The organism is Paraburkholderia humisilvae, from assembly GCF_902859855.1.
Taxonomy (GTDB): Bacteria; Pseudomonadota; Gammaproteobacteria; order Burkholderiales; family Burkholderiaceae; genus Paraburkholderia; species Paraburkholderia humisilvae.
Genome location: NZ_CADIKH010000007.1, coordinates 16,893 through 36,495, shown reverse-complemented (window position 1 = coordinate 36,495; position 19,603 = coordinate 16,893). Strand labels below are relative to the sequence as shown.

Genomic DNA, 19,603 nt, shown 5'->3' with positions numbered 1-19,603 from the left:
ATGTACTTGCCAGTCCGTTACGCAACGGACAAGCTCTCAAGCTCCGCGATAACTGTTTCCGCGCGGCGAATTGCAAATTTTACCGACTCGTCGCGTCGGTTCATTGCTTTCAATTGTGACAACCATTCGACCCAAACTTCCTTGGGGTCGCCAAGGTCGGGACTCTCAAGAAATTTCATCGTAAGGTTCTCCGGAAATTTGACGCAGCAGCGCACACGGCTCCAACAAGCGCAGCGACATCATCGCTACGCAGCGAATCGTAAAGCCTTCTAGTCGCCTCGTCAAGCTGATACGTATAGCGTATCACTCTTGCTTCGTTCAAACCTAGATTGAAAATGTGGTTTCTCAGTAACGTGTGCACTCGTGCCTCGAGGCCGGGTGTGGACTTAAGGCACCTCATGAACGTAACGTCACATTCAAGCAAGCAGTCGTCCAGGCGCTTGACTCTAAGATTCTCCGCGCGAAACCACTGTTTTGCGTGGCCATGCGCGTACTTCAACATTGTTCCCGGCAGCTTACTAATGTTCCACAAATCTTCCCTGGATAGACTTGAGCCTCCGGGATGATTGTGGTGTAGGACACATCGACTGCGTTTGTCGCGCAAAATCGTTACAAACTTCTTTGGTATGGATACCGAATTGGTTGATTTGTCCGTTGTTCTGCCGAGCATCTTCCCGGTGTGACAGCAGTATCCAGACAGGTATTCAAACCCAGTTCTCTTCCCGTTACCAATAACATAGGTTCGACAGTGAGCATCCAGCTTACGTTGTCGGTCAACTGCAATCAAAGACATTTTGGCCTGAGCGGACAGAAGTAGGAATCTAGGGGCGGAAAAGCGGAGAGTGTACCGCGCGCTTATTCGCCTCAGACACGCGCCGACCAATTAGGCGGTACATAGACCCCATCGATAAACAGTGACAATTAAAGAAAATGACCCATAAATTTATCAACTTATGGGTCCGTTTTTCTTAGGTTATGAGGCTATCTACAGGGCCGTTAAACATCGATGTTTCCTGCCCTGAGCGCATTCGATTCGATAAACGCCCGACGCGGCTCCACTTCATCTCCCATTAGAGTAGTGAAAATTCCGTCAGCGGCAATGGCGTCTTCGATCTGTACTCGAAGAAGTCGGCGTACGTTAGGGTCCATCGTCGTTTCCCAAAGCTGCTCCGGATTCATCTCACCCAAACCCTTATAGCGTTGCTTCGAAATATTACGTTCGGCGTCCGCTATCAGCCATTTCATGGCGCTCTTGAAATCTCCGACTGCCATACTGCGCTCCCCCCGCTTAATCACTGCGCCAACTCCAATCAAGCCCTTGAACGTATTCGCAGTATTGACGAGCTGCTGATAATCCGCGGTCAACTGGAACTCCTCGTCTATGACGGAAACCTTCACGTTGCCGTGATGACGCCGCTCAACACGCAGCGAACGCAGTTCCCGCACCGGGTCATACATCGGATACACGCTGACTTCGGGCTTTAATGCGTCGTCGCGCAGCTTTGCTTCAAGCGACTTAGCCGACGCCTCCGTTGAAGCCTCACTAGAAAGGTCAATCGTCACGCCGTCCATCACAGCTTCAAGCGCGTTCGCGTCATAGAGCCTGCTTAGACGGTCAACCACTCCTTGCGCGAGCAAATAGGATCGAGCGAGTTCACCAAGCGCGTCGCCGGCGATCGGCGTCGCGCCTTCCGCCGCGATCAACTCCGAACCATTCAAGGCAAGTCGAAGCATGTGCGAGTTGAGTTCAGCAGCGTCCTTCAGATACCGCTCGTCTTTGCCAGCCTTAACCTTATAAAGCGGCGGCTGCGCGATATAGATATACCCCCGCTCAATCATCTCCGGCATTTGCCGATAGAAGAACGTCAGCAGCAGCGTCCGGATGTGCGCACCGTCGACGTCAGCGTCGGTCATGATAATGATGCGGTGATACCGAAGCTTATCGAGGTTGTAATCTTCCTTCCCGATACCGCAGCCAAGCGCCGTAATCAGCGTAACGATCTGCTCAGACGACAGCAGCTTGTCATACCGAGCCTTCTCAACGTTAAGCACCTTCCCGCGCAACGGAAGAATCGCTTGGAACTTGCGATCACGACCTTGCTTCGCCGAACCGCCAGCGGAGTCGCCCTCAACGATATAGATTTCTGACTTAGCCGGATCCTTCTCCTGGCAATCAGCCAGCTTCCCAGGCAGCCCAACCCCATCAAGCACACCCTTCCGCCGCGTCATCTCCCGCGCCTTCCGCGCAGCATCCCGCGCGCGGGCAGCATCCACAATCTTCCCACAAATAATCTTCGCATCAAGCGGGGTCTCGAGGAGAAACTCCTCAAGCGCCTTGGCAACCACATCTTCAACCGGCGCCCGCACTTCAGAAGAAACCAGCTTATCCTTAGTCTGCGAACTAAACTTAGGCTCCGGCACCTTCACAGAAAGCACGCAAGAAAGCCCCTCCCGCATATCATCACCGGAGGTTTCAACCTTAGCCTTCTTAGCAATCTCCTGATCGGTGATGTACTTATTCATCACCCGCGTCATCGCAGCACGCAAGCCAGTCATATGCGTACCACCATCCCGCTGCGGAATATTGTTAGTAAAGCAAAGCACATTCTCGTTGTAGCTATCGTTCCACTGCATAGCCACTTCAACGCCGATACCATCCTTCTCCCCGACGATATGAAAAATCGTCGGATGCAGCACGGTCTTGGTCTTGTTGATGTACTCAACAAACCCCTTCACACCGCCGGAGAACGCAAAATCCTCTTCCTTACCCGAGCGCTGATCCGTCAACTTGATCCGCACACCGTTATTCAGGAAAGACAACTCCCGAATCCGCTTGGCGAGAATGTCATAGTGGTATTCAACATGACCGAAGATCGTCTCATCAGCCATAAAATGCACTTCCGTCCCGCGATTCTCCGTATCCCCAACCACAGGAATCGGCGAAACCCGCTCACCGTCCATTTCCTCGACGATACGGTTCTGCGGCACCCCGCGATGAAACTCCATAAAGTGCTTCTTCCCATCGCGCCGCACCGTCAACCTTAGCCACGACGAAAGCCCGTTCACGCACGACACACCCACGCCGTGCAGCCCGCCCGACACCTTATAGCTGTTCTGATCGAACTTCCCGCCCGCATGCAGCTCCGTCATCACAATCTCAGCCGCACTGCGCCGCGGATCATGCTTATCGTCGTGCTTGATCCCCGTCGGAATCCCACGGCCGTTATCGGTCACCGAAATCGAATTGTCGGCGTGAATAATCACCTGAATATCGTCACAGTATCCCGCCAGAGCTTCGTCGATCGAATTGTCCAGCACCTCGAACACAAGGTGATGCAGACCGGTCCCATCCGATGTGTCGCCGATGTACATACCCGGTCGCTTGCGCACCGCCTCCAGACCCTCCAGGATCTGAATCGACGAGGCGCCGTAGCTGTTATCGGGTTGGGTATGGTTCAGTTCACTCATGGGGTTCCTTCCGGTTCTGCGTAGTGCTTCGATACTGCAAGAGGGTATTTTTAAAACACCATAAAAACGCCAAAGGGGCGATGCGCCCCTTGGTCTGTTCTTATTGTTTGGGCGCGTTAAATGCGCATTGGCATCACCACGTATTTGAACTCGTCGTTTTCGGGTATCGTGATCAGCGCGCTCGAGCTCGCGTCGCCGAGGCTCACCTGCAACATGTCCACCTTCAGGTTCGCCAGTACATCCAACAGATACGTGACGTTAAAGCCGATATCCACGGCGTCGCCCTGGTATGCGATCTCCAGTTCTTCCTGCGCTTCTTCCTGATCCGCGTTCGTCGACATGATCTTCAACTGGCCCGGCTCGATAATGCAGCGCACGCCCTTGAATTTATCCGACGTCAAAATGGCCGCGCGCTGCAGCGAGCGCTGCAACTCTTCACGGCCAATCACAAACGAATTCTTGTGCGCCTTCGGAATCACACGCTGGAAATCGGGGAATTTGCCTTCCACCAGCTTCGACACCAGCTCCACCTGCCCGAAGCTGAACTTCACTTGCGTCGGCGCAATGTCGATCTTCAACACATCGTCGATATCTTCCAGCAAGCGCTGCAGTTCGAGAATCGTCTTGCGCGGGATAATCACTTCCTGGCGCGCAAACGACCCCTCGATCTTCATCGATGAAAAAGCCAGGCGGTGGCCGTCCGTCGCGACCGCCATCAATTGATTCCCGTCCACCACCAGCAGCATCCCGTTCAGGTAGTAGCGGATATCCTGCTGCGCCATCGCGAAGTACACCATGCCGAGCAGCTGGCGGAACGTCTTCTGCGGAACCGCGAGGTTCGCGCCGAAGTCCTTCGCTTGCGAGACCGTCGGGAACTCATCCGCGGCCAGGGTCTGCAGCGCGAAGCGGCTCTTGCCGGACTGCACCGTCAGACGCTTGTCGTTCAGCGTCAGCGTGACTTGCCCGTCGGGCATCGCGCGCAGAATGTCGAGGAGTTTTCTTGCTGCAACCGTCGTCGCGACCGATTCGCCACCGACGCCAAAGTCGCCATGCGTCGTGATCTGTAGCTCGAGGTCCGTTGATAGGAACGACACATCGGGGCCGTTCTTGGTAATCAGCAAATTGGCGAGGATCGGCAACGTATGGCGGCGTTCAACAATGCCACTCACGGTTTGCAGCGGCCTGAGGAGGTTATCTCGTTCGGTCTTGACCAGTTGCATAGAGTTCCTTCGTTGATGTGTCGGCCTGCTTGCGCCACCTGTCCGCTTCGATACCGCTTCGACTCGTCCATTGACGCAAATTGGCCCCGGCCCCCCGCCGGCGCCTGTCCCGCGCGCCGTCCGGCGTCATTCGTCTTACCCCGCTCGCCTTAGTCGACCCAAAGGTCGCCCGGCCGGGCGGTTAAACCTATATTGTGCCTGAAAACGGTAGCGCTTCCTTAATTTGGGGGCGCCCGGCGAAATAAACAGATCGGATTCCGCCGATCCGCCCGCATCGCCTTGACAAGCCCCCAGGCTGTGCACGGATTCGCCCGCCGCGCCGCCCCACCGTCTCTGAGCGTCAGCCCTTGAGCGTCTGCTCGAGCACGTGCAGCTCGTGGTTCAGCTGCGCGTCCTTGCCCCGTTCATCCGCAATCTTTCGCACCGCATGCAACACGGTCGTATGGTCGCGGCCGCCAAAGAGTTCGCCGATTTCCGGCAGGCTCTTCTGCGTCAATTCCTTCGCGAGGTACATCGCGATCTGCCGTGGGCGCGCGATGTTCGCAGGCCGCTTCTTCGAATACATGTCCGCGACCTTGATGCTGTAGAAGTCAGCGACGGTCTTCTGAATGTTTTCGACAGAAATCTGGCGGTTCTGAACCGTCAGCAAATCTTTTAGCGCTTCCTTCGTCAATTCAATCGTGATCTCGCGGCCATGGAACTTGGAGTACGCGAGAATCTTCCGAAGCGCACCTTCCAGTTCACGCACGTTCGACCGAAGGTGCTTCGCAACGAAAAACGCGACGTCCTCGCTCAGGCTCACGCCTTCCGATTGCGCCTTGCGCATCAGAATCGCGACGCGCATTTCAAGTTCGGGCGGTTCGATCGCGACCGTTAGCCCCGAGTCGAAGCGCGAGATCAAACGGTCGTCGATACCCGAGATTTCTTTCGGATACGTATCGCTGGTGATGATCACCTGCGCCTTGTTCGCGACCAACGCCTCGAACGCATAGAAAAACTCTTCCTGCGTGCGCGATTTGCCGGAGAAGAACTGGATATCGTCGATCAGCAGCAGGTCGAGCGAGTGGTAGTAGCGCTTGAAGTCGTCGAACGCTTTGCGCTGGTACGCCTTCACGACGTCCGATACGTACTGTTCCGCATGGATGTAGCGGATGCGCGCGCCGGCTTTGTCCATCAGCAGCTGATTGCCGATCGCATGGATCAGGTGCGTCTTGCCGAGGCCCACGCCGCCGTACAGAAACAGCGGGTTGTACGACACGCCCGGATTGTCCGCGACCTGAATCGCCGCGGCGCGCGCGAGCTGGTTCGCCTTGCCGGTGACGAAATTGTCGAAGGTCAGTACCGGGTTCAGCTTCGAACGCTCGTACATCGAGTCCGCTTCGCCGCCGTTCGCCGACGCGGCGCCCTGCGCCGGGCGCCAGGTGCGGCGTGCCGCGGCGGCTTCGTTTGCGTCGAGGCTGGGAAGATCGAGGTCGGCGGCGTCGTCTGCCGCGCTTTGTTGTGACGAATGGCCGTGCGCATACTGTGCGGCGCCCATCGCGCCACCCGACGCGGATGCGCCCGCCCCTCCGCCAAAGCCGCCGCCGATGCGCGCGGCCTGCGCCGCTTGCACGGCGCTCACGGCCGCGTCGACCGCGGCCGCGCCGCCATTCATCGACGACGGACGCGCTTGGGCCTGCGCCGGCGGCGCGCCACGCATCGAAGCCTTGGGATCGAGAACGAACTGCACGTCGACCGGCGTATGCCAGAAATCGCGCGCGAGGTCGGTGATGCGTCCGGAAAACTGGCTCTTGACCCAGTCGAGCTTGAACCGGTTCGGCGCCGCAATGCTCAACGTGTGCGCGTCGGCGTCGAAGGAAACCGGGGCCAACGGTTTGATCCACGTCACGTACTGCTGGGGCGTCAATTCACGCTCCAGCAGTGCGGAACAGTGTTGCCAGAATTCGTTCATCAAGTCGCTGTCGTTATGGTGCACCGCGCATTCGCCGCTGCTCTTGTCACTTATCTCGCGACGAGGCCCGAAGTAGCCGGACGAAACAGCCCCAGACGCTTGCGCCACAAGGGTTTGCGGCTGCGAGCGCCGTGGAGCGGCAGGCAGGATTCTTGGGATGTAAGGCGAGATTCTAAACCCAAATCGCCCCCGAAAGTTGAGTTATCCACAGGGCACGATCAACTGCGCGCGCGATACCGCTCATGGCCTGCATGCCGTACTTTACCTGGCGTTTGTCCGGCGTTCGCCCACCGAACGCTTACCTAAACTATTGACGACCAAAAGAAAACCGGTTTAAATAGCGGGTTCCGCAGAAACCAATTTCCTGAGCCATCCGGTCGATGCAGGTGCCGGGTCGTCAAGCGCCCGTTCCAAGCCGTTCCAAGCGCGCGCCGCACAGTCCGCGAGCGGTCATGAGCGGTCCCGAAGTGGACATTTCACACAAGAGAAAGTGAGAGCAACATGAAACGTACTTACCAGCCTTCCGTTACCCGCCGCAAGCGCACCCATGGCTTTCGCGTGCGCATGAAGACCGCCGGCGGCCGTAAGGTCATCAACGCTCGCCGCGCGAAGGGCCGTAAGCGTCTCGCCGTCTAAGGTTAGCGCCCGGTCGTCGTCATCAGCGGTCTTTGCGCGTCTTCATCTGGAGTGCCCCGCGTTGTGGCTGATCCCCGCGATGTGGCGGGAACGGCAGCAGTGGCGTCGCAACCGGGTCTCACCGCTCAGTTGCACGCCGCGCCAGCCGCCTTTCCCAAAGCCGCCCGGCTGCTCAAAACGGATGAGTTCTCATCCGTTTTTCGTTTGCGCCCGTGGCGGCGAACCGCGCACTTCGTCGTCTATGCGCGGCCAACCGGAAATGAGGCGCGGCTCGGGTTGGTTATCGGCAAGAAGTTCGCGCCGCGCGCCGCCACGCGGAATCTGATCCGCCGGCTCGCGCGTGAAGCGTTCCGGGTGCGTCGCGGGGAGTTCGGCGGGTGGGACGTGTTGATCCGGCTTCACACCAAGGTCAACAAGCAAGCTTTTCCGAGCGCCACGTCGGTGCCGTTGAAGGTGTTGTGCCGCGGCGAGATCGACACGTTGCTCGATAAGGCGGCGCGTGAAATCGCGCGGCGAGAAGTCGCACCCTCGGCCGCACCGCCCGCTGCTTCGACACCTGCTGGCGCAGGGTCACCACCAACGCGATGAAGCCGGCGCTTGCGTTGCGCGCCTTCGCCTTCATTTGACGGGCTGACGAGCCAGCGGCAGCCGGCTTTTCCTGATGCGCGGCGCGGGTCCGGCCGCCCTAGCGATGCAAACGGTTCTGTTCGCTTTACTGCGGTTTTACAAAGTTGCCGTGAGCCCCCTGCTCGGCAGCCGGTGCCGTTTTTATCCTTCCTGTTCTGATTACGCGCGCGAAGCAATCCAGTATCATGGCGCCGCGCGTGGAACGTACCTCGCCGTCAGGCGTCTGTGTCGCTGCCATCCGTTTTCGGCCGGCGGCGTCGATCTTGTCCCGCCACCCAAATCTGAAAAGCGCTGAGGCGCTCTCGCCTCGACACTGAGACAACGCATGGATATCAAACGCACGGTCCTATGGGTCATCTTCTTCGTATCGGTTGTCATGCTGTTCGACAACTGGCAGCGGTTCCATGGGCATCCGTCGATGTTCTTCCCGAGCGCCACGCAGACGCACACCGCGACCACCGCGGCGTCCGGCACGGAGACGCCCGGCACGCAGCCGTCGGATCTGCCGCAGGCCGCTAACGCCGGCATCGCGCCCGGCGCCACCGCCCCGGCCGAGCAGCAGGCCGCGCTGGTGCCGTTCAGCACCGACGTCTTTCGCGGTGTAATCGATACGCGCGGCGGCACGCTGTCGAAGCTGACGCTGATCAAGCAAGGCGACAACGGTAAAGAACCGGACCTCGTGATCACGCTGTTCGATCACACGAAGGATCACACCTACCTCGCGCGCACCGGCCTCTTCGGCGGCGATTTCCCGAACCACAACACCATCTTCACGCCACTGCCAGACCAGACGCACGAGCTCGCGGCCGACGCGAACACGATGAAGATCAGCCTCGCGTCGCCGGAAATGGGGGGCGTGAGGACTATCAAGACCTACACGTTCACGCGCGGCAGCTATGTGATCAACGTCGATACGAAGGTCGAGAACGTCGGCACCAAGCCGGTCGCACCGACCGCGTATATGGAACTGGTGCGCGACAGCCAGGCGGTCGAAACGCCGCGCTTCTCGCACACGTTTATCGGGCCGGCGGTCTACACGAACGAGCATCACTTCCAGAAGCTGTCGTTCAGCGACGTCGACAAGAACAAGGACGACTACGCGACCTCCGCCGACAACGGCTGGGTGGCGATGGTCCAGCACTACTTCGCCACTGCGTGGATTCCGAAGGAGGGCGTGAAGCGCGACATCTATATCAACAAGATCGACCCGCAGTTGTATCGCGTCGGCGTCACGCAGCAGCTGCCGACCATTGAGCCGGGCCAGTCGTACACCGTGTCGGCGCGCCTGTTCGCCGGTCCGGAAGAAGAGCGGATGCTCGAAGGCATCGCGCCGGGCCTCGAGCTCGTGAAGGACTACGGCTGGGTGACGATCATCGCGAAGCCGCTGTTCTGGCTGCTCGAAAAGATCCACAGCTATGTCGGCAACTGGGGCTGGGCGATCGTGCTGCTCACGGTGCTGATCAAGGCGGTGTTCTTCCCGCTGTCCGCGGCGAGCTACAAGTCGATGGCGCGCATGAAGGAAATCACGCCGCGCATGCAGGCGCTGCGCGAACGCTTCAAGGGCGATCCGCAGAAGATGAACCAGGCGTTGATGGAGCTCTATAAGACCGAGAAGGTGAATCCGTTCGGCGGCTGTCTGCCGGTCGTGATCCAGATTCCGGTGTTTATCTCGCTGTACTGGGTGCTGCTGTCGTCGGTGGAAATGCGCGGCGCGCCGTGGATTCTCTGGATTCACGATCTGTCGCAACAGGACCCGTACTACATTCTGCCGGTGCTGATGGCCGTGTCGATGTTCATCCAGACGCGACTGAACCCGACGCCACCGGACCCGGTTCAGGCCAAGATGATGATGTTCATGCCGATCGCGTTCTCGGTGATGTTCTTCTTCTTCCCGGCGGGTCTCGTGCTGTACTACGTCGTGAACAACGTGCTGTCGATCGCGCAGCAGTACTACATCACACGCATGATGGGTGCGAGCAAGAAGAAGAAACCTGCCTGACGAGTGCCGCGCACCAATAAGAAGCCGTCCCTCGGGACGGCTTTTTTGTTGCCTGACTGTTGTTGTGTCTTGTTGTCGCCCGACGCGCCCGGTTGATCACTCGTCTTCGACGTCACCGTAGAATTGCGCGATCAGTTCCTGCACCAGATAGCGATGATGCGGCGCAAGCGAGGCGATCTTGTTCGCCATCTCGAGCGATTCCGCTGAGGCCGGATATTTGTCGTCGGACGGCGGGGGCGGCGCGGCCTTGGGCTTCTTCTTCGCGGTGGTCACCTTCGGCGAAGGACCATAGTGCAGCCAGTGCAAATCGACGCCGAGCGCTTTCGCAAGCGTTTCGAGCTTGTCGTGTTTCGGGATCGTTCGGCCTTTGAGCCATTTGTCCACGGTCTGCGTGGAGACGGGCTCGCCTTGATAGCGCAAGTTGAAAAACCGCGCGAGGTCGGTCGGACCTTCCGGCTTTTCCGGAACGCGTCTTAATGCGAGCTTCAGGCGATCGGCAAAGGCCTGTTTTTCGTCGGTAGTAGGCATGCGCAGATTGTGCAATTCGATCCGCCGCCCGTAGCCAACCAGACGCGCTAGGATTAACTTAATTGAGATATGAGTAACTCAACTAAGAGGCGAATCAGACAAGTCATCGGCGTGGCTCTGAGGCGCGCAAACCAAAGTGATGAAGGCGAACGCGCACGAGACTCTCGCGGAGTGATCTGAATTTATCTGTTGTTTACCCTATCTCAATTAAGATAAGTCTGCATACACAGCCAGAAAATTAGGACACTGCACCGGGTCCAAGGCGCGCCGAACCGGCGCGTTACAATGCTCGGCGCTTGAAAACCCCCGTCGCGCGGCGCAGTTTGCGACTTTTCAGATTGTCGATTTGCCATGCTCTCAACCGATTCCGATCCGATCGTCGCCATCGCCACCGCACCCGGTCGCGGCGGGATCGGCGTCGTGCGGATTTCGTTTGGACGGGCAGGGGAAGCCGCGGCCGGGTCGATGATGCGCGCGCTGACCGGGCAGTTGCTGAAGCCGCGTCACGCGAGCTACGTCGGGTTCCTGGACGACACCGGCAAGCCGCTCGATCGCGGGATCGCGCTGTACTTTCCGGCACCGAATTCATACACCGGCGAGCACGTGCTCGAACTGCAAGGGCACGGCGGTCCGATCGTGCTGCAACTGGTGCTGCAACGCTGCATCGACGTAGGCCGCGCCTTTGCGCTGCGTCTCGCGGAGCCGGGCGAATTCACGCGGCGCGCGTTCCTCAACGACAAGCTCGACCTCGCGCAGGCGGAAGCCGTCGCGGATCTGATCGAAGCCAGCACCGAAGCCGCGGCGCGCTCGGCCGGGCGATCGCTCGAAGGCGCGTTCTCGCGCGACATCCATGCGCTGGTCGAAGACGTGATCACGCTGCGGATGCTGGTCGAAGCGACGCTCGATTTCCCGGAAGAGGAGATCGATTTCCTCGAAGCCGCGGACGCGCGCGGCAAGCTCTCGCGAATGCGCGAGCGCCTTGCGGCCGTGCTCAGCGACGCGCGGCAGGGCGCGTTGCTGCGTGAGGGTTTGTCGGTCGTGCTGGCGGGGCAGCCGAACGTCGGCAAATCGTCGCTGCTGAATGCCCTCGCGGGCGCTGAACTGGCGATCGTCACGCCGATTGCCGGCACCACGCGCGACAAAGTCGCCCAGACGATCCAGATCGAAGGGATTCCTTTGCACGTGATCGACACCGCCGGCTTGCGAGACACCGAAGACGAGGTCGAAAAGATCGGCATCGCGCGCACGTGGAACGAGATTGAAAAGGCGGACGTGGTGCTGCACTTGCTCGACGCGCGCGAAAGCATGACCGCCGAAGACGAACGGATCGCCGAGCGCTTTCCGAAAGGCGTGCCGGTGGTACGCGTGTTGAACAAGACCGATCTGACAGAATTCGCAGCCGCCGTGCGCGTACTTGATGATGCTCGCGACGCCGAGTCGCGCGAGGTGCGGCTTTCGGCAAAACACGGTGACGGAATCGCGTTGCTACGCGCCGAACTCTTACGAATCGCCGGGTGGCAAGCGGGCGCGGAGAGTGTCTATCTTGCGCGAGAGCGGCATCTGATTGCACTGCGCGCCGCCGCCGAGCACCTGACGCTCGCCGCGCAGCACGCCGACCAGAACGCACAGGCACTGGACCTGTTCGCCGAGGAATTGCGGCTGGCGCAGGATCAACTGAATTCGATTACCGGTGAGTTCACATCCGACGATCTGTTGGGCGTGATCTTTAGCCGGTTCTGTATTGGCAAATAGTCTGTCGGCCGCCTGCGGTCTGCAGTCTGCGGTCGAGTCCTGACGGATCAGTAGGCCGTGTATTCGGTTGCCTCCCAACCTCCGGTTAGGACAACTCCCGGAAGAATGCGGGAATTCACATACTTCGCGTCAAAAAGGAATTCACCGAAGATGGCCTGCAGCGACTTCATCTTGGCCGGATGAATTTTCAGCCAGTCTCGTTGAATGATGACCCAATGCCACTCAAACTCTGACGAGGGTTCGTACTTGATGTCATAGGATTGCCAATCGTCCTCATAAAAGCTCGCCGCTTTGCTATCCAGCTCTTCCTTCCGCGAGTCCAATAGAGGGCGATTCGAATTCTCGCGCAGAGCGTGCCCCTGATAGATAGGCTTGTGGGTCTTCGGATGCTCGGCGATTACCTGGAGGTTGCGTCGCAGCTCGGCCTTGGGCACGGCATATCCGCCGAGCTTTAACGCGCATTCGTGAATGGTCTCGGGACTGGTGCGCGCTTCATCGAAAAATATCAGCATGCGCGCCACCTGATGGCAAATCGAGATGAACGCGGCACAGGTAAAGCCGCGGTTTTCGCTTAGCGCAACGTTGCCCTTGATTGCTCGGGAAGTCCATTTCAGCACGCGTAGCAGTGAAGCGAACTCGAATGGAATCCCACCAAAGTTATCGTAACGGATCATGCCTTGGAACCGGCTTGCCTGAGGTCCGCCTTCGGGTAACTTGAGTTTGGGATTGAGCTTCTCGATTAGCTTGGTACTCGGGTAGTCCCCATAGGGCGTTGGAGTCAACGTCCTGGCAAAGGTCTGCGCAACCTCTGCCGCGCGCAAGCGTAGCCTTTCGTCGGTGGGATGGGCATGCAGATACCCTCTGACGCCCGCATCTGTCGCATACGTCGACGCATCGGCAATCTCCAGCTTAACGGCGCCCGCGTGCACGTACCGGTCAGGGTCATCGAGGAACAAGGTCACATGACAAGGCTGCTTACTTTTTGGGTCGGGTGGGTAGCGCGTGAAGACCAGATCGCCTGTCTGAAAATTGCCGATGTTATCGGTCAGCCTGCTCATACGCCCCGCCTTGCCCGATGGATCTTTCCGATCGGCATAGCTTATAAGCGCCTGCTGCAAACCAACAATACCTGGAATCAGGTAGCCTCAAATGCGTCTTGAGGTGCAGGCGTCATGGTTCCGGGCTCGTGTGATCACCCTGCTGGCGAGACACGTCGCCGCTGGGCGCCGGTCGGTCGCTGGTTGCGGAATCAACGTTCGCGCGATTACTTCGGCCGTGAGTACCGCCCCCCACGTAACGACCCGGCTGTCCGCCTAACGTCGCCTTCGATATCGCAAGGCTTTTGTCCGGGCACCGCCAGGTCTGCCCGTCCCGCTGCGGGGTGCCCCCGTGGACACAGAAGAGGTCGGTCGGCGCCGCCAGCACCACGCAGGGCACCACAAGGGTAAGCATCGACGCCACCCAAAAAACGATAGACATGGCTAGTCCTCCGAGCGCCGAAGCGCGAACCGGCGGAAACATCTTCCGGGTCAGCAGGTTCGCCCTCTAATGATCTGGTTCAGGCGCCTTCGCCACGTCCGGATTTCGTGGCGCGTGAGCTTTACTATGACCATGTCCGCCGCCGCCGATCTTTACGTGCGGCTGATCGGACGTGCTGGCCACGCTGGCTCCGGAGGTCGCCAATTTGCCACCCGGACAGCGCCACGTTTGGTCCACCTGGTGTGGGGTTTCGCCGTTACCACAGGTCCACGCTGAAGCGGGCCCGGCCGCGTCAGCTCGAGCCAGCAGCAGGCCGGACGTCGCTGCAAGCGCGAGCGCCGGGATCGCCCGCAGGATCTGGTTCATGGCGCCGCCTTTTCATCGCCGAGCGCACCCGGTCGAGCGAGTGACTGAACAAAGCACGCCCCCTGAGTCTGTTCGGGATCAGCCGAGCACGTCTTGACCACCTGCACCAGAAAGGCGCGCAGAGCCGTGTCGGCAGAGTCATCCGCCTCTCCCCCGGTCCCATAGGTCGGCACGCCAACCGTTGAATATTCATTGGGTATGATGCCCGCGCCATAGGCCATGCCGGCTCCGATCAGGAACGCGACGAGCCCGGTCGAGGCGGTCTTCAGGTCGATCTTTGTGCCGGCGGTTTCTGCAGTAACCTCCGCGCCACCGTCGTTGACCCCCAGCAGGATGAACATGATTCCGATGCTCGACACAGCGAAGCCGATTTGCATCACGACGATCTTCATGCGCTGCTTGTCGTGCACCACCCCGTAGTTCGAGTGCTCCGCGAAGACGAACGAGGCCAGCGCGTAGGCGTTCACATCCTTGCTGTCCGTGACGACTTTCTGTACGCCCGCGATCGTGTGCACAACGCTCTCCCCGCCGGGCCCAAAGTCGCGCTGAAGGTCCCAGAGTCCATAGACCGCCAGTCCGATAAGGAAGGCCGGAACGAGCGCGCCGAACGCCACCACGATGGCGATATGCACGCGCTTGCGGCGGCACGCGCGAGCCCGGACGGCCGGCGTAACCGGTGGCGCGACCGCGGGTGGGGGCATTGCCCTGGTTGCGCTGGCGGTTGAACCTTCAAGGCTTGGGGTGTCCATGGGCACGCGCGCTCCACGTCTGATCGGACGATTCTCCTACCGTAGCCCGAGGGGGACGCAGTTCAACAGGAGTTCGCGCTGGACGTGCGAAAGCCCACACACGGCGCACACGTTTCCGAACGACTGGTGTGGGGCGCGTGGTTGGCGGCCGAATCAGCTAAGCAGGCAGGTGTAGACGCGACGATCTGTCGTCCAAGCCGTGTCATCCGACGCGCCGGTCAACCCGACCCGTTACGCCGACTGCACCGCGTCATGCGTTTCCCACGTCCCATCGCCGGTTCCGTCGATCGGATGCGGAAACGTCACGCCGAAGCCGCCGGCATCGAACTCATCGAGTTCGAGCAGCAGACTATCGATTGCGCACAGCTGAGCCTTGGTGAGCATCGGCGATTCAAGCAACCGATGCAGGCGCTTTCGCCAATAACCCGACGACAGAATGGGACCACCGAGATCCCCGGTGAGTGATGGACGCATCACGCGCGCGATATGTGCAATATCGCGGTCAATCAAACCGTTCATATGCGCCCCCCGGTGCAATTGTCAGGTCAGTACGTTCGTTTACTTCTGATGTTCTGATGAATACTCTAGCTTCGTTTCCCTGTACGCGCCACCCTCGGAAACAGCCTGGTTGCATTTAATGCGCATGAGCGAATCGATCTGCTGTACAAAGCGTACGCGCGCGGTGGCAATCGCAATTGCGCAAACAGTGTGGTCTTTCGGGGGTATTTTGCGGCGCACGACAATCCGGCCGCACAGAACCGTCACGCCGCGCCAGCGGACCGCTTGCCCGTTACGCGACGCACGCAAACAGACTCATTCACAACGGATCATCGTCCGCTGTCCCGCCGCTCGGTTGTGATCCCAAACTGCACAACGTGGTAAGCGCGAGACTCAGCAACATCAGAGCCAACACCGACACGAAGTACGCCATCCAGGAAAACGAATAGACGACCACGGACACCTCCCCGCATCGCGGAGGGAACCCGACTTTTGGGGCGCTCAGTGATGCAACAGGCTACGGATCGGATGCCGCCAATCCATCCGGTGCGCCGCCTCGAACTCTTCCTCGAGCTGATGGCGGTGTTCCTGCCAAAGCTCATCGGAAAACAGGAAAGCGACGATCAAAAGCGGAACAATCAGAAATGCGCCCAAAACCAGATGCTCGATCACATTTGCCTCCTGTGGATCGATGTTGACTCGCAATTTCATTGTAGGCGTCCTGCCTACCGCTGCAGGCAATTCATGTCGGTGAGCACGCACAATCTTTGCTGAGCTTGCCCCACGCTAGGCGCAGGCCTTTCTCCAGGCCGCTGCGAGCACGCCGGCCCCGATCAGTAAGCTCCCACCCGTTCGGTTCACAGCAAGCTGCACGCCCGGACGACGGATCGCCCGCCGCGCCGCCGACGCGAGCAGTGCATAACCCAGCGCATTGATCGTGCCAAGCGCGACGAACGTCGCCTCGAACACGGCAATCTGCGACCAGGTCGCCACTTGTGTATCAATAAACTGCGGCACGAATGCGACGAAAAAGACGATGCTCTTCGGATTTAGCGCCGTCACTGCGTACGCGTGACCAAAGATACGGCTGGTACGCGTCTCAGCACGGGTCGCAAGCGCCGCGTCGCCGGATACGACCGGCGCACGCCACAATTTCACGCCCAGATAGATCAGGTATGCCGCGCCGACCCATTTCAGCGCGGTAAAAAGTGTCGCGGATGCGGCGAGTATTACGCCGAGGCCGAGCATCGACGCAGTCATCGACGTCAGGTCACCCAGCGCGACGCCGGCGGTGGTGGCGAGCGCATAGCGGCGCCCGTGGCCGAGCGCGTACGACACGACCAGCAACACGGTCGGGCCTGGAATAGCGACGAGAATGGCTGATGCGATAGCAAACGGAAGCCAATGGGCCAGCGTCATAGCGAGAATCTCCCTGGAAAGTCGCTCGATTTATCCACGAACTTTCGCGAAGCGCAAGACGAGGCGACAGCGTCGCACATCGGCGGGTAGGGCGTTGTCGTTCAGGCATTATTTTTATTCTTCGTTTGCCACATCGTTCCGTGCTTTTCCGCCAATCCGTTTGGTGACTTTGTGTGCAATGCATCAAGCCGCGTTAAATCGTTTAGCCGTTCACTTAATAAATGATTCTCGTAAACGAGAATGCTCGCCGGAAAGGATTGTCAGACAAAGCGTCTGAACGCGAGCGCTATCGTTCGGGAAATTAACTATGCATCGCCTCTATGCGGGATAACGCCCACCGATATACCTTCGCGACGGTGCGACAATCCGCCACTATTGCGGTCGCACACAACATGTGCTTGTCGTAATTCAAGCATCTTCTAAAGTGAGAGATGCGGGTCTCCCCCTGAAGTTAAATACATAGCTAACCTGAGTATTAACCCGCACGGAGGTTTCCATGAAGATGCGCATCGCGGTTCTCTTCGTTATGGCCGGTTTAGCAGCGGCGTCTGCCGCTCAGGCTCAGGACATCGTCGTCAAACCGCAGCAGACTGTGCAATTCAAACCGAATTCGTATGGCTGTCTGTCCAAGGATAAGCTCGACGCCGTGAATCAGCATGAGCAGGCAGGCGAGCAGCAGAAAATGCAGGAGTACTTCTCCGGCTTCCAGTGCCTCTCGACCCCTGAAAACGCGAATTTCCGCGTGGTGCGCGTCGTCGGACACGAAGTTGAATTCGTGAACGCGGCGAATAGCGACACCGAAGGTCTTTGGACCAACGACCGGTTTATCAAGCAATAGTGGGTTTTCACCCGACGCACAGTCGGGAAAAGTCAGACGCCGTCAGTCTTTAGAAGACCGAACAAGTCCTCGTACGCCAGCAAAACGGCTGGGCGATAATTGCCCAGCCGTTTTGCTTTTGCTCGTCCCGCTCGCGAATTCCGAAACCTGTCCGCCTTGATTGCATGCTTTGCGCATGGACATGCGGGTAACACTGCACATCCAGGCGCGGCAACGTCCTTCCGCCATCGCGTTGTCATACCGGATCGGCAGATTCGGTATCATCACGTTCCTCCTGCCTCTCCTGATGCCGATGATGTGCAGTTGTATCGCGGCACGCTCGTTGCTTCGTTTCAGATCATAGGAAGCTGAACGGCTGCAGCGGTAAGCGGGAAACGTCCGTGACCGCCGCGCCTCGGCAAAACTGTTTCATCGGCGAGACGCGATGCGCGCGGCAGAGGCGGTACGAAAATGGCACGGTATTACGGCCCCGAATCACTCTTTACGATCCGATCCGCGTTTGCGGGACCGGGACTTTCCATGGCGCTCAAATCGACAATCTACAAGGCCGAACTTCAGATAGCCGATATGGATCGGCACTACTACGCCGACCATTCGTTGACCATCGCGTTGCATCCGTCCGAGACCGCCGAGCGGATGATGGTCCGCGTCGCCGCATTCGCGCTGTTTGCGCAGGAGCGGCTGGAGTTCTGCAAGGGCCTCTCCGATATGGACGAGCCGGATCTCTGGGAAAAGGATCTCACGGGTGCGATCGAAACGTGGATCGACGTCGGCCAGCCAGATGAGCGGCGCATCGCAAAGGCGAGCGGGCGCGCGAAAAACGTCGTCGTGATGGCATACGGCGGGCGAACATCCGACATCTGGTGGCAAGGCGTGCGCAACAAGGTCGAACGGCTGCGCAACGTGACGGTCTGGTCGCTCGGTGACGACGTCGCGGACGCACTGGGCGCGCTCGCGCAACGGACGATGCGTCTGCAGTGCACCGTGCAGGACGGTGCCGCGTGGCTCGGCAGCGCTGACTCGGACGCGGTGCCAATCGAATGGACGGTGCTGAAAGTGGCGCCGGATGCCAACCCGGTGATGCACGGCGTCAAGTGAGCAAAGCCGCCGGGTGGTGCGAGTGGCGACGAAAGCGAGCGCCCACTGACAATTTCAATCGCGTGCGGACCGAGCGATAGCCGGGCAACACCCGGACGATGAGCCACTCAAAGCGAGGTGGCGCGTGCGGCCTCTGGCGGCCCCTTGAGTTCGACCATATTGCCTTCGGGATCGAACAGGTAAAGCGACCGGCCAAACCCATCCGCGCCATAGCGAACGGCTTTCTCCCCGACGCGCGCACCGCGCTCGATCAGATGCGCTTCGAGCGCGGCTTCATCGAACGGTTCGATGCGCAGGCACAAGTGATCCATATTGCGGCCGGCGCTTGGGGAGCCGCTATCCGGACGGTCGATCTTCGCGCCAATCTGCAGCAGATCGATCAACGAACGCCCCGCCCGCAGCTGGATCAATCCGATGTCCCGCTGCTCCTTCTCGACGCTGCAGCCCAACGCATCGCAGTAGAAGCGGGTCATCGCGTCGGCGTCTGCGACCCGGATAACGACGTGGTCAATCTCGCGGATGTGAAACTTCATGGTTGCCGCCTCTTCGTTGATTCCAGCCGTGATGAAGAGTGTAGGGGAAAGGTGGAGCAGCCGGGCGCAGCGCGGCAAAACTGAAAGGAAAGGTCTGGTGAGCCAGCCAGTTGCCGGCGCCCATCGCAGCCGCATAGGCTGTGGCGCCGCGGCCCGGAACGCAGACGAAACGTATGGACGAAAAAAAGCCCGCTGAATTGAGCGGGCTGAATCCATATCAGGAGGAGACATGGAGGAGACAGGAATCACTATACACAACGGCTTACCGCGACGCAATATTTTTTTAAGGGAAAACCCGATGTCGTGTCGTTTTGCCGCATCAGCAGAAGGATTTGCGCTCCGCCCCCAATATGTGGGAGTGCCGGCCCCTACACGCCACGAACGGCGATGACAGCGCAAGAACCGGAGCGTAGTGTGTCGACGTGCGCCGTACATTGGAAAC

General features: G+C 59.3%; 19 protein-coding genes. 7 read left to right on the top strand and 12 right to left on the bottom strand.

Annotated elements, in window-relative coordinates:
- Positions 1 to 17: 17 nt before the first annotated feature.
- The 4 genes from HV796_RS08685 to dnaA form a co-directional block, all read right to left on the bottom strand.
- On the bottom strand, positions 18 to 179 hold the full coding sequence (locus HV796_RS08685; protein ID WP_175226070.1) for a hypothetical protein: 162 nt from the start codon (positions 177 to 179) through the stop codon (positions 18 to 20).
- 817 nt (positions 180 to 996) lie between these two features.
- Positions 997 to 3,468, bottom strand: coding sequence for a DNA topoisomerase (ATP-hydrolyzing) subunit B (gyrB, locus tag HV796_RS08680; protein ID WP_175226069.1), 2,472 nt, complete (start codon positions 3,466 to 3,468; stop codon positions 997 to 999).
- Between the two features lie 116 nt (positions 3,469 to 3,584).
- Positions 3,585 to 4,688 (bottom strand): DNA polymerase III subunit beta, encoded by a 1,104-nt coding sequence (gene dnaN, locus HV796_RS08675; protein WP_175226068.1) that lies wholly within the window; start codon positions 4,686 to 4,688, stop codon positions 3,585 to 3,587.
- Positions 4,689 to 5,028: 340 nt separating this feature from the next.
- On the bottom strand, positions 5,029 to 6,639 hold the full coding sequence (dnaA, locus tag HV796_RS08670; protein ID WP_217477865.1) for a chromosomal replication initiator protein DnaA: 1,611 nt from the start codon (positions 6,637 to 6,639) through the stop codon (positions 5,029 to 5,031).
- 501 nt (positions 6,640 to 7,140) lie between these two features.
- On the opposite strand from dnaA, the gene rpmH reads away from it, so the two are divergent.
- The 4 genes from rpmH to yidC all read left to right on the top strand — a co-directional run bounded on the left by rpmH (position 7,141) and on the right by yidC (position 9,901).
- Complete coding sequence (rpmH, locus tag HV796_RS08665) at positions 7,141 to 7,275, top strand: 50S ribosomal protein L34 (RefSeq protein ID WP_006998755.1); 135 nt, start codon at positions 7,141 to 7,143, stop codon at positions 7,273 to 7,275.
- An 81-nt stretch (positions 7,276 to 7,356) separates the two neighbouring features.
- Positions 7,357 to 7,863, top strand: coding sequence for a ribonuclease P protein component (gene rnpA, locus HV796_RS08660; protein ID WP_175226244.1), 507 nt, complete (start codon positions 7,357 to 7,359; stop codon positions 7,861 to 7,863).
- A gap of 103 nt (positions 7,864 to 7,966) precedes the next feature.
- Positions 7,967 to 8,197 carry a membrane protein insertion efficiency factor YidD gene (gene yidD, locus HV796_RS08655; RefSeq protein ID WP_175226067.1) on the top strand — a complete coding sequence of 77 codons (231 nt, stop codon included), beginning with the start codon at positions 7,967 to 7,969 and terminating at the stop codon, positions 8,195 to 8,197.
- 30 nt (positions 8,198 to 8,227) lie between these two features.
- Positions 8,228 to 9,901: a membrane protein insertase YidC gene (gene yidC, locus HV796_RS08650; RefSeq protein WP_175226066.1), complete on the top strand. Its 1,674-nt coding sequence runs from the start codon at positions 8,228 to 8,230 to the stop codon at positions 9,899 to 9,901.
- Positions 9,902 to 9,997: 96 nt separating this feature from the next.
- Here the strand turns inward: yidC and HV796_RS08645 are convergent, their stop codons facing one another.
- Positions 9,998 to 10,429 (bottom strand): helix-turn-helix domain-containing protein, encoded by a 432-nt coding sequence (locus tag HV796_RS08645; protein ID WP_175226065.1) that lies wholly within the window; start codon positions 10,427 to 10,429, stop codon positions 9,998 to 10,000.
- Positions 10,430 to 10,780: 351 nt separating this feature from the next.
- Here HV796_RS08645 and mnmE point away from each other — a divergent pair, with 351 nt between their 5' ends.
- Positions 10,781 to 12,181 carry a tRNA uridine-5-carboxymethylaminomethyl(34) synthesis GTPase MnmE gene (gene mnmE, locus HV796_RS08640; RefSeq protein WP_175226064.1) on the top strand — a complete coding sequence of 467 codons (1,401 nt, stop codon included), beginning with the start codon at positions 10,781 to 10,783 and terminating at the stop codon, positions 12,179 to 12,181.
- 47 nt (positions 12,182 to 12,228) lie between these two features.
- Here mnmE and HV796_RS08635 read toward each other — a convergent pair whose 3' ends face one another.
- The 6 genes from HV796_RS08635 to HV796_RS08610 form a co-directional block, all read right to left on the bottom strand.
- Positions 12,229 to 13,239, bottom strand: coding sequence for a hypothetical protein (locus HV796_RS08635; protein ID WP_175226063.1), 1,011 nt, complete (start codon positions 13,237 to 13,239; stop codon positions 12,229 to 12,231).
- A 487-nt stretch (positions 13,240 to 13,726) separates the two neighbouring features.
- Entirely contained in the window at positions 13,727 to 14,026 is a 300-nt protein-coding gene (locus tag HV796_RS08630) for a hypothetical protein (protein WP_175226062.1), read from the bottom strand.
- Complete coding sequence (locus HV796_RS08625) at positions 14,023 to 14,775, bottom strand: hypothetical protein (protein WP_175226061.1); 753 nt, start codon at positions 14,773 to 14,775, stop codon at positions 14,023 to 14,025. The genes HV796_RS08630 and HV796_RS08625 overlap by 4 nt, the downstream gene beginning before the upstream one ends.
- 231 nt (positions 14,776 to 15,006) lie before the next feature.
- Positions 15,007 to 15,294 (bottom strand): hypothetical protein, encoded by a 288-nt coding sequence (locus HV796_RS08620; RefSeq protein WP_246355770.1) that lies wholly within the window; start codon positions 15,292 to 15,294, stop codon positions 15,007 to 15,009.
- 480 nt (positions 15,295 to 15,774) lie between these two features.
- Entirely contained in the window at positions 15,775 to 15,945 is a 171-nt protein-coding gene (locus HV796_RS08615) for a hypothetical protein (RefSeq protein WP_166676324.1), read from the bottom strand.
- Positions 15,946 to 16,059: 114 nt separating this feature from the next.
- Positions 16,060 to 16,692 (bottom strand): LysE family translocator, encoded by a 633-nt coding sequence (locus HV796_RS08610; protein ID WP_175226060.1) that lies wholly within the window; start codon positions 16,690 to 16,692, stop codon positions 16,060 to 16,062.
- 496 nt (positions 16,693 to 17,188) lie between these two features.
- Between HV796_RS08610 and sap1 the strand changes: the two genes are divergently transcribed.
- Both sap1 and HV796_RS08600 read left to right on the top strand, forming a co-directional pair.
- Positions 17,189 to 17,530, top strand: coding sequence for a surface attachment protein Sap1 (sap1, locus tag HV796_RS08605; protein ID WP_175226059.1), 342 nt, complete (start codon positions 17,189 to 17,191; stop codon positions 17,528 to 17,530).
- 519 nt (positions 17,531 to 18,049) lie between these two features.
- Entirely contained in the window at positions 18,050 to 18,628 is a 579-nt protein-coding gene (locus HV796_RS08600) for a YaeQ family protein (RefSeq protein WP_175226058.1), read from the top strand.
- 107 nt (positions 18,629 to 18,735) lie between these two features.
- Here the strand turns inward: HV796_RS08600 and HV796_RS08595 are convergent, their stop codons facing one another.
- Positions 18,736 to 19,161, bottom strand: a complete 426-nt coding sequence (locus HV796_RS08595) for a VOC family protein (RefSeq protein ID WP_175226057.1) — start codon at positions 19,159 to 19,161, stop codon at positions 18,736 to 18,738.
- Positions 19,162 to 19,603 lie beyond the last annotated feature (442 nt).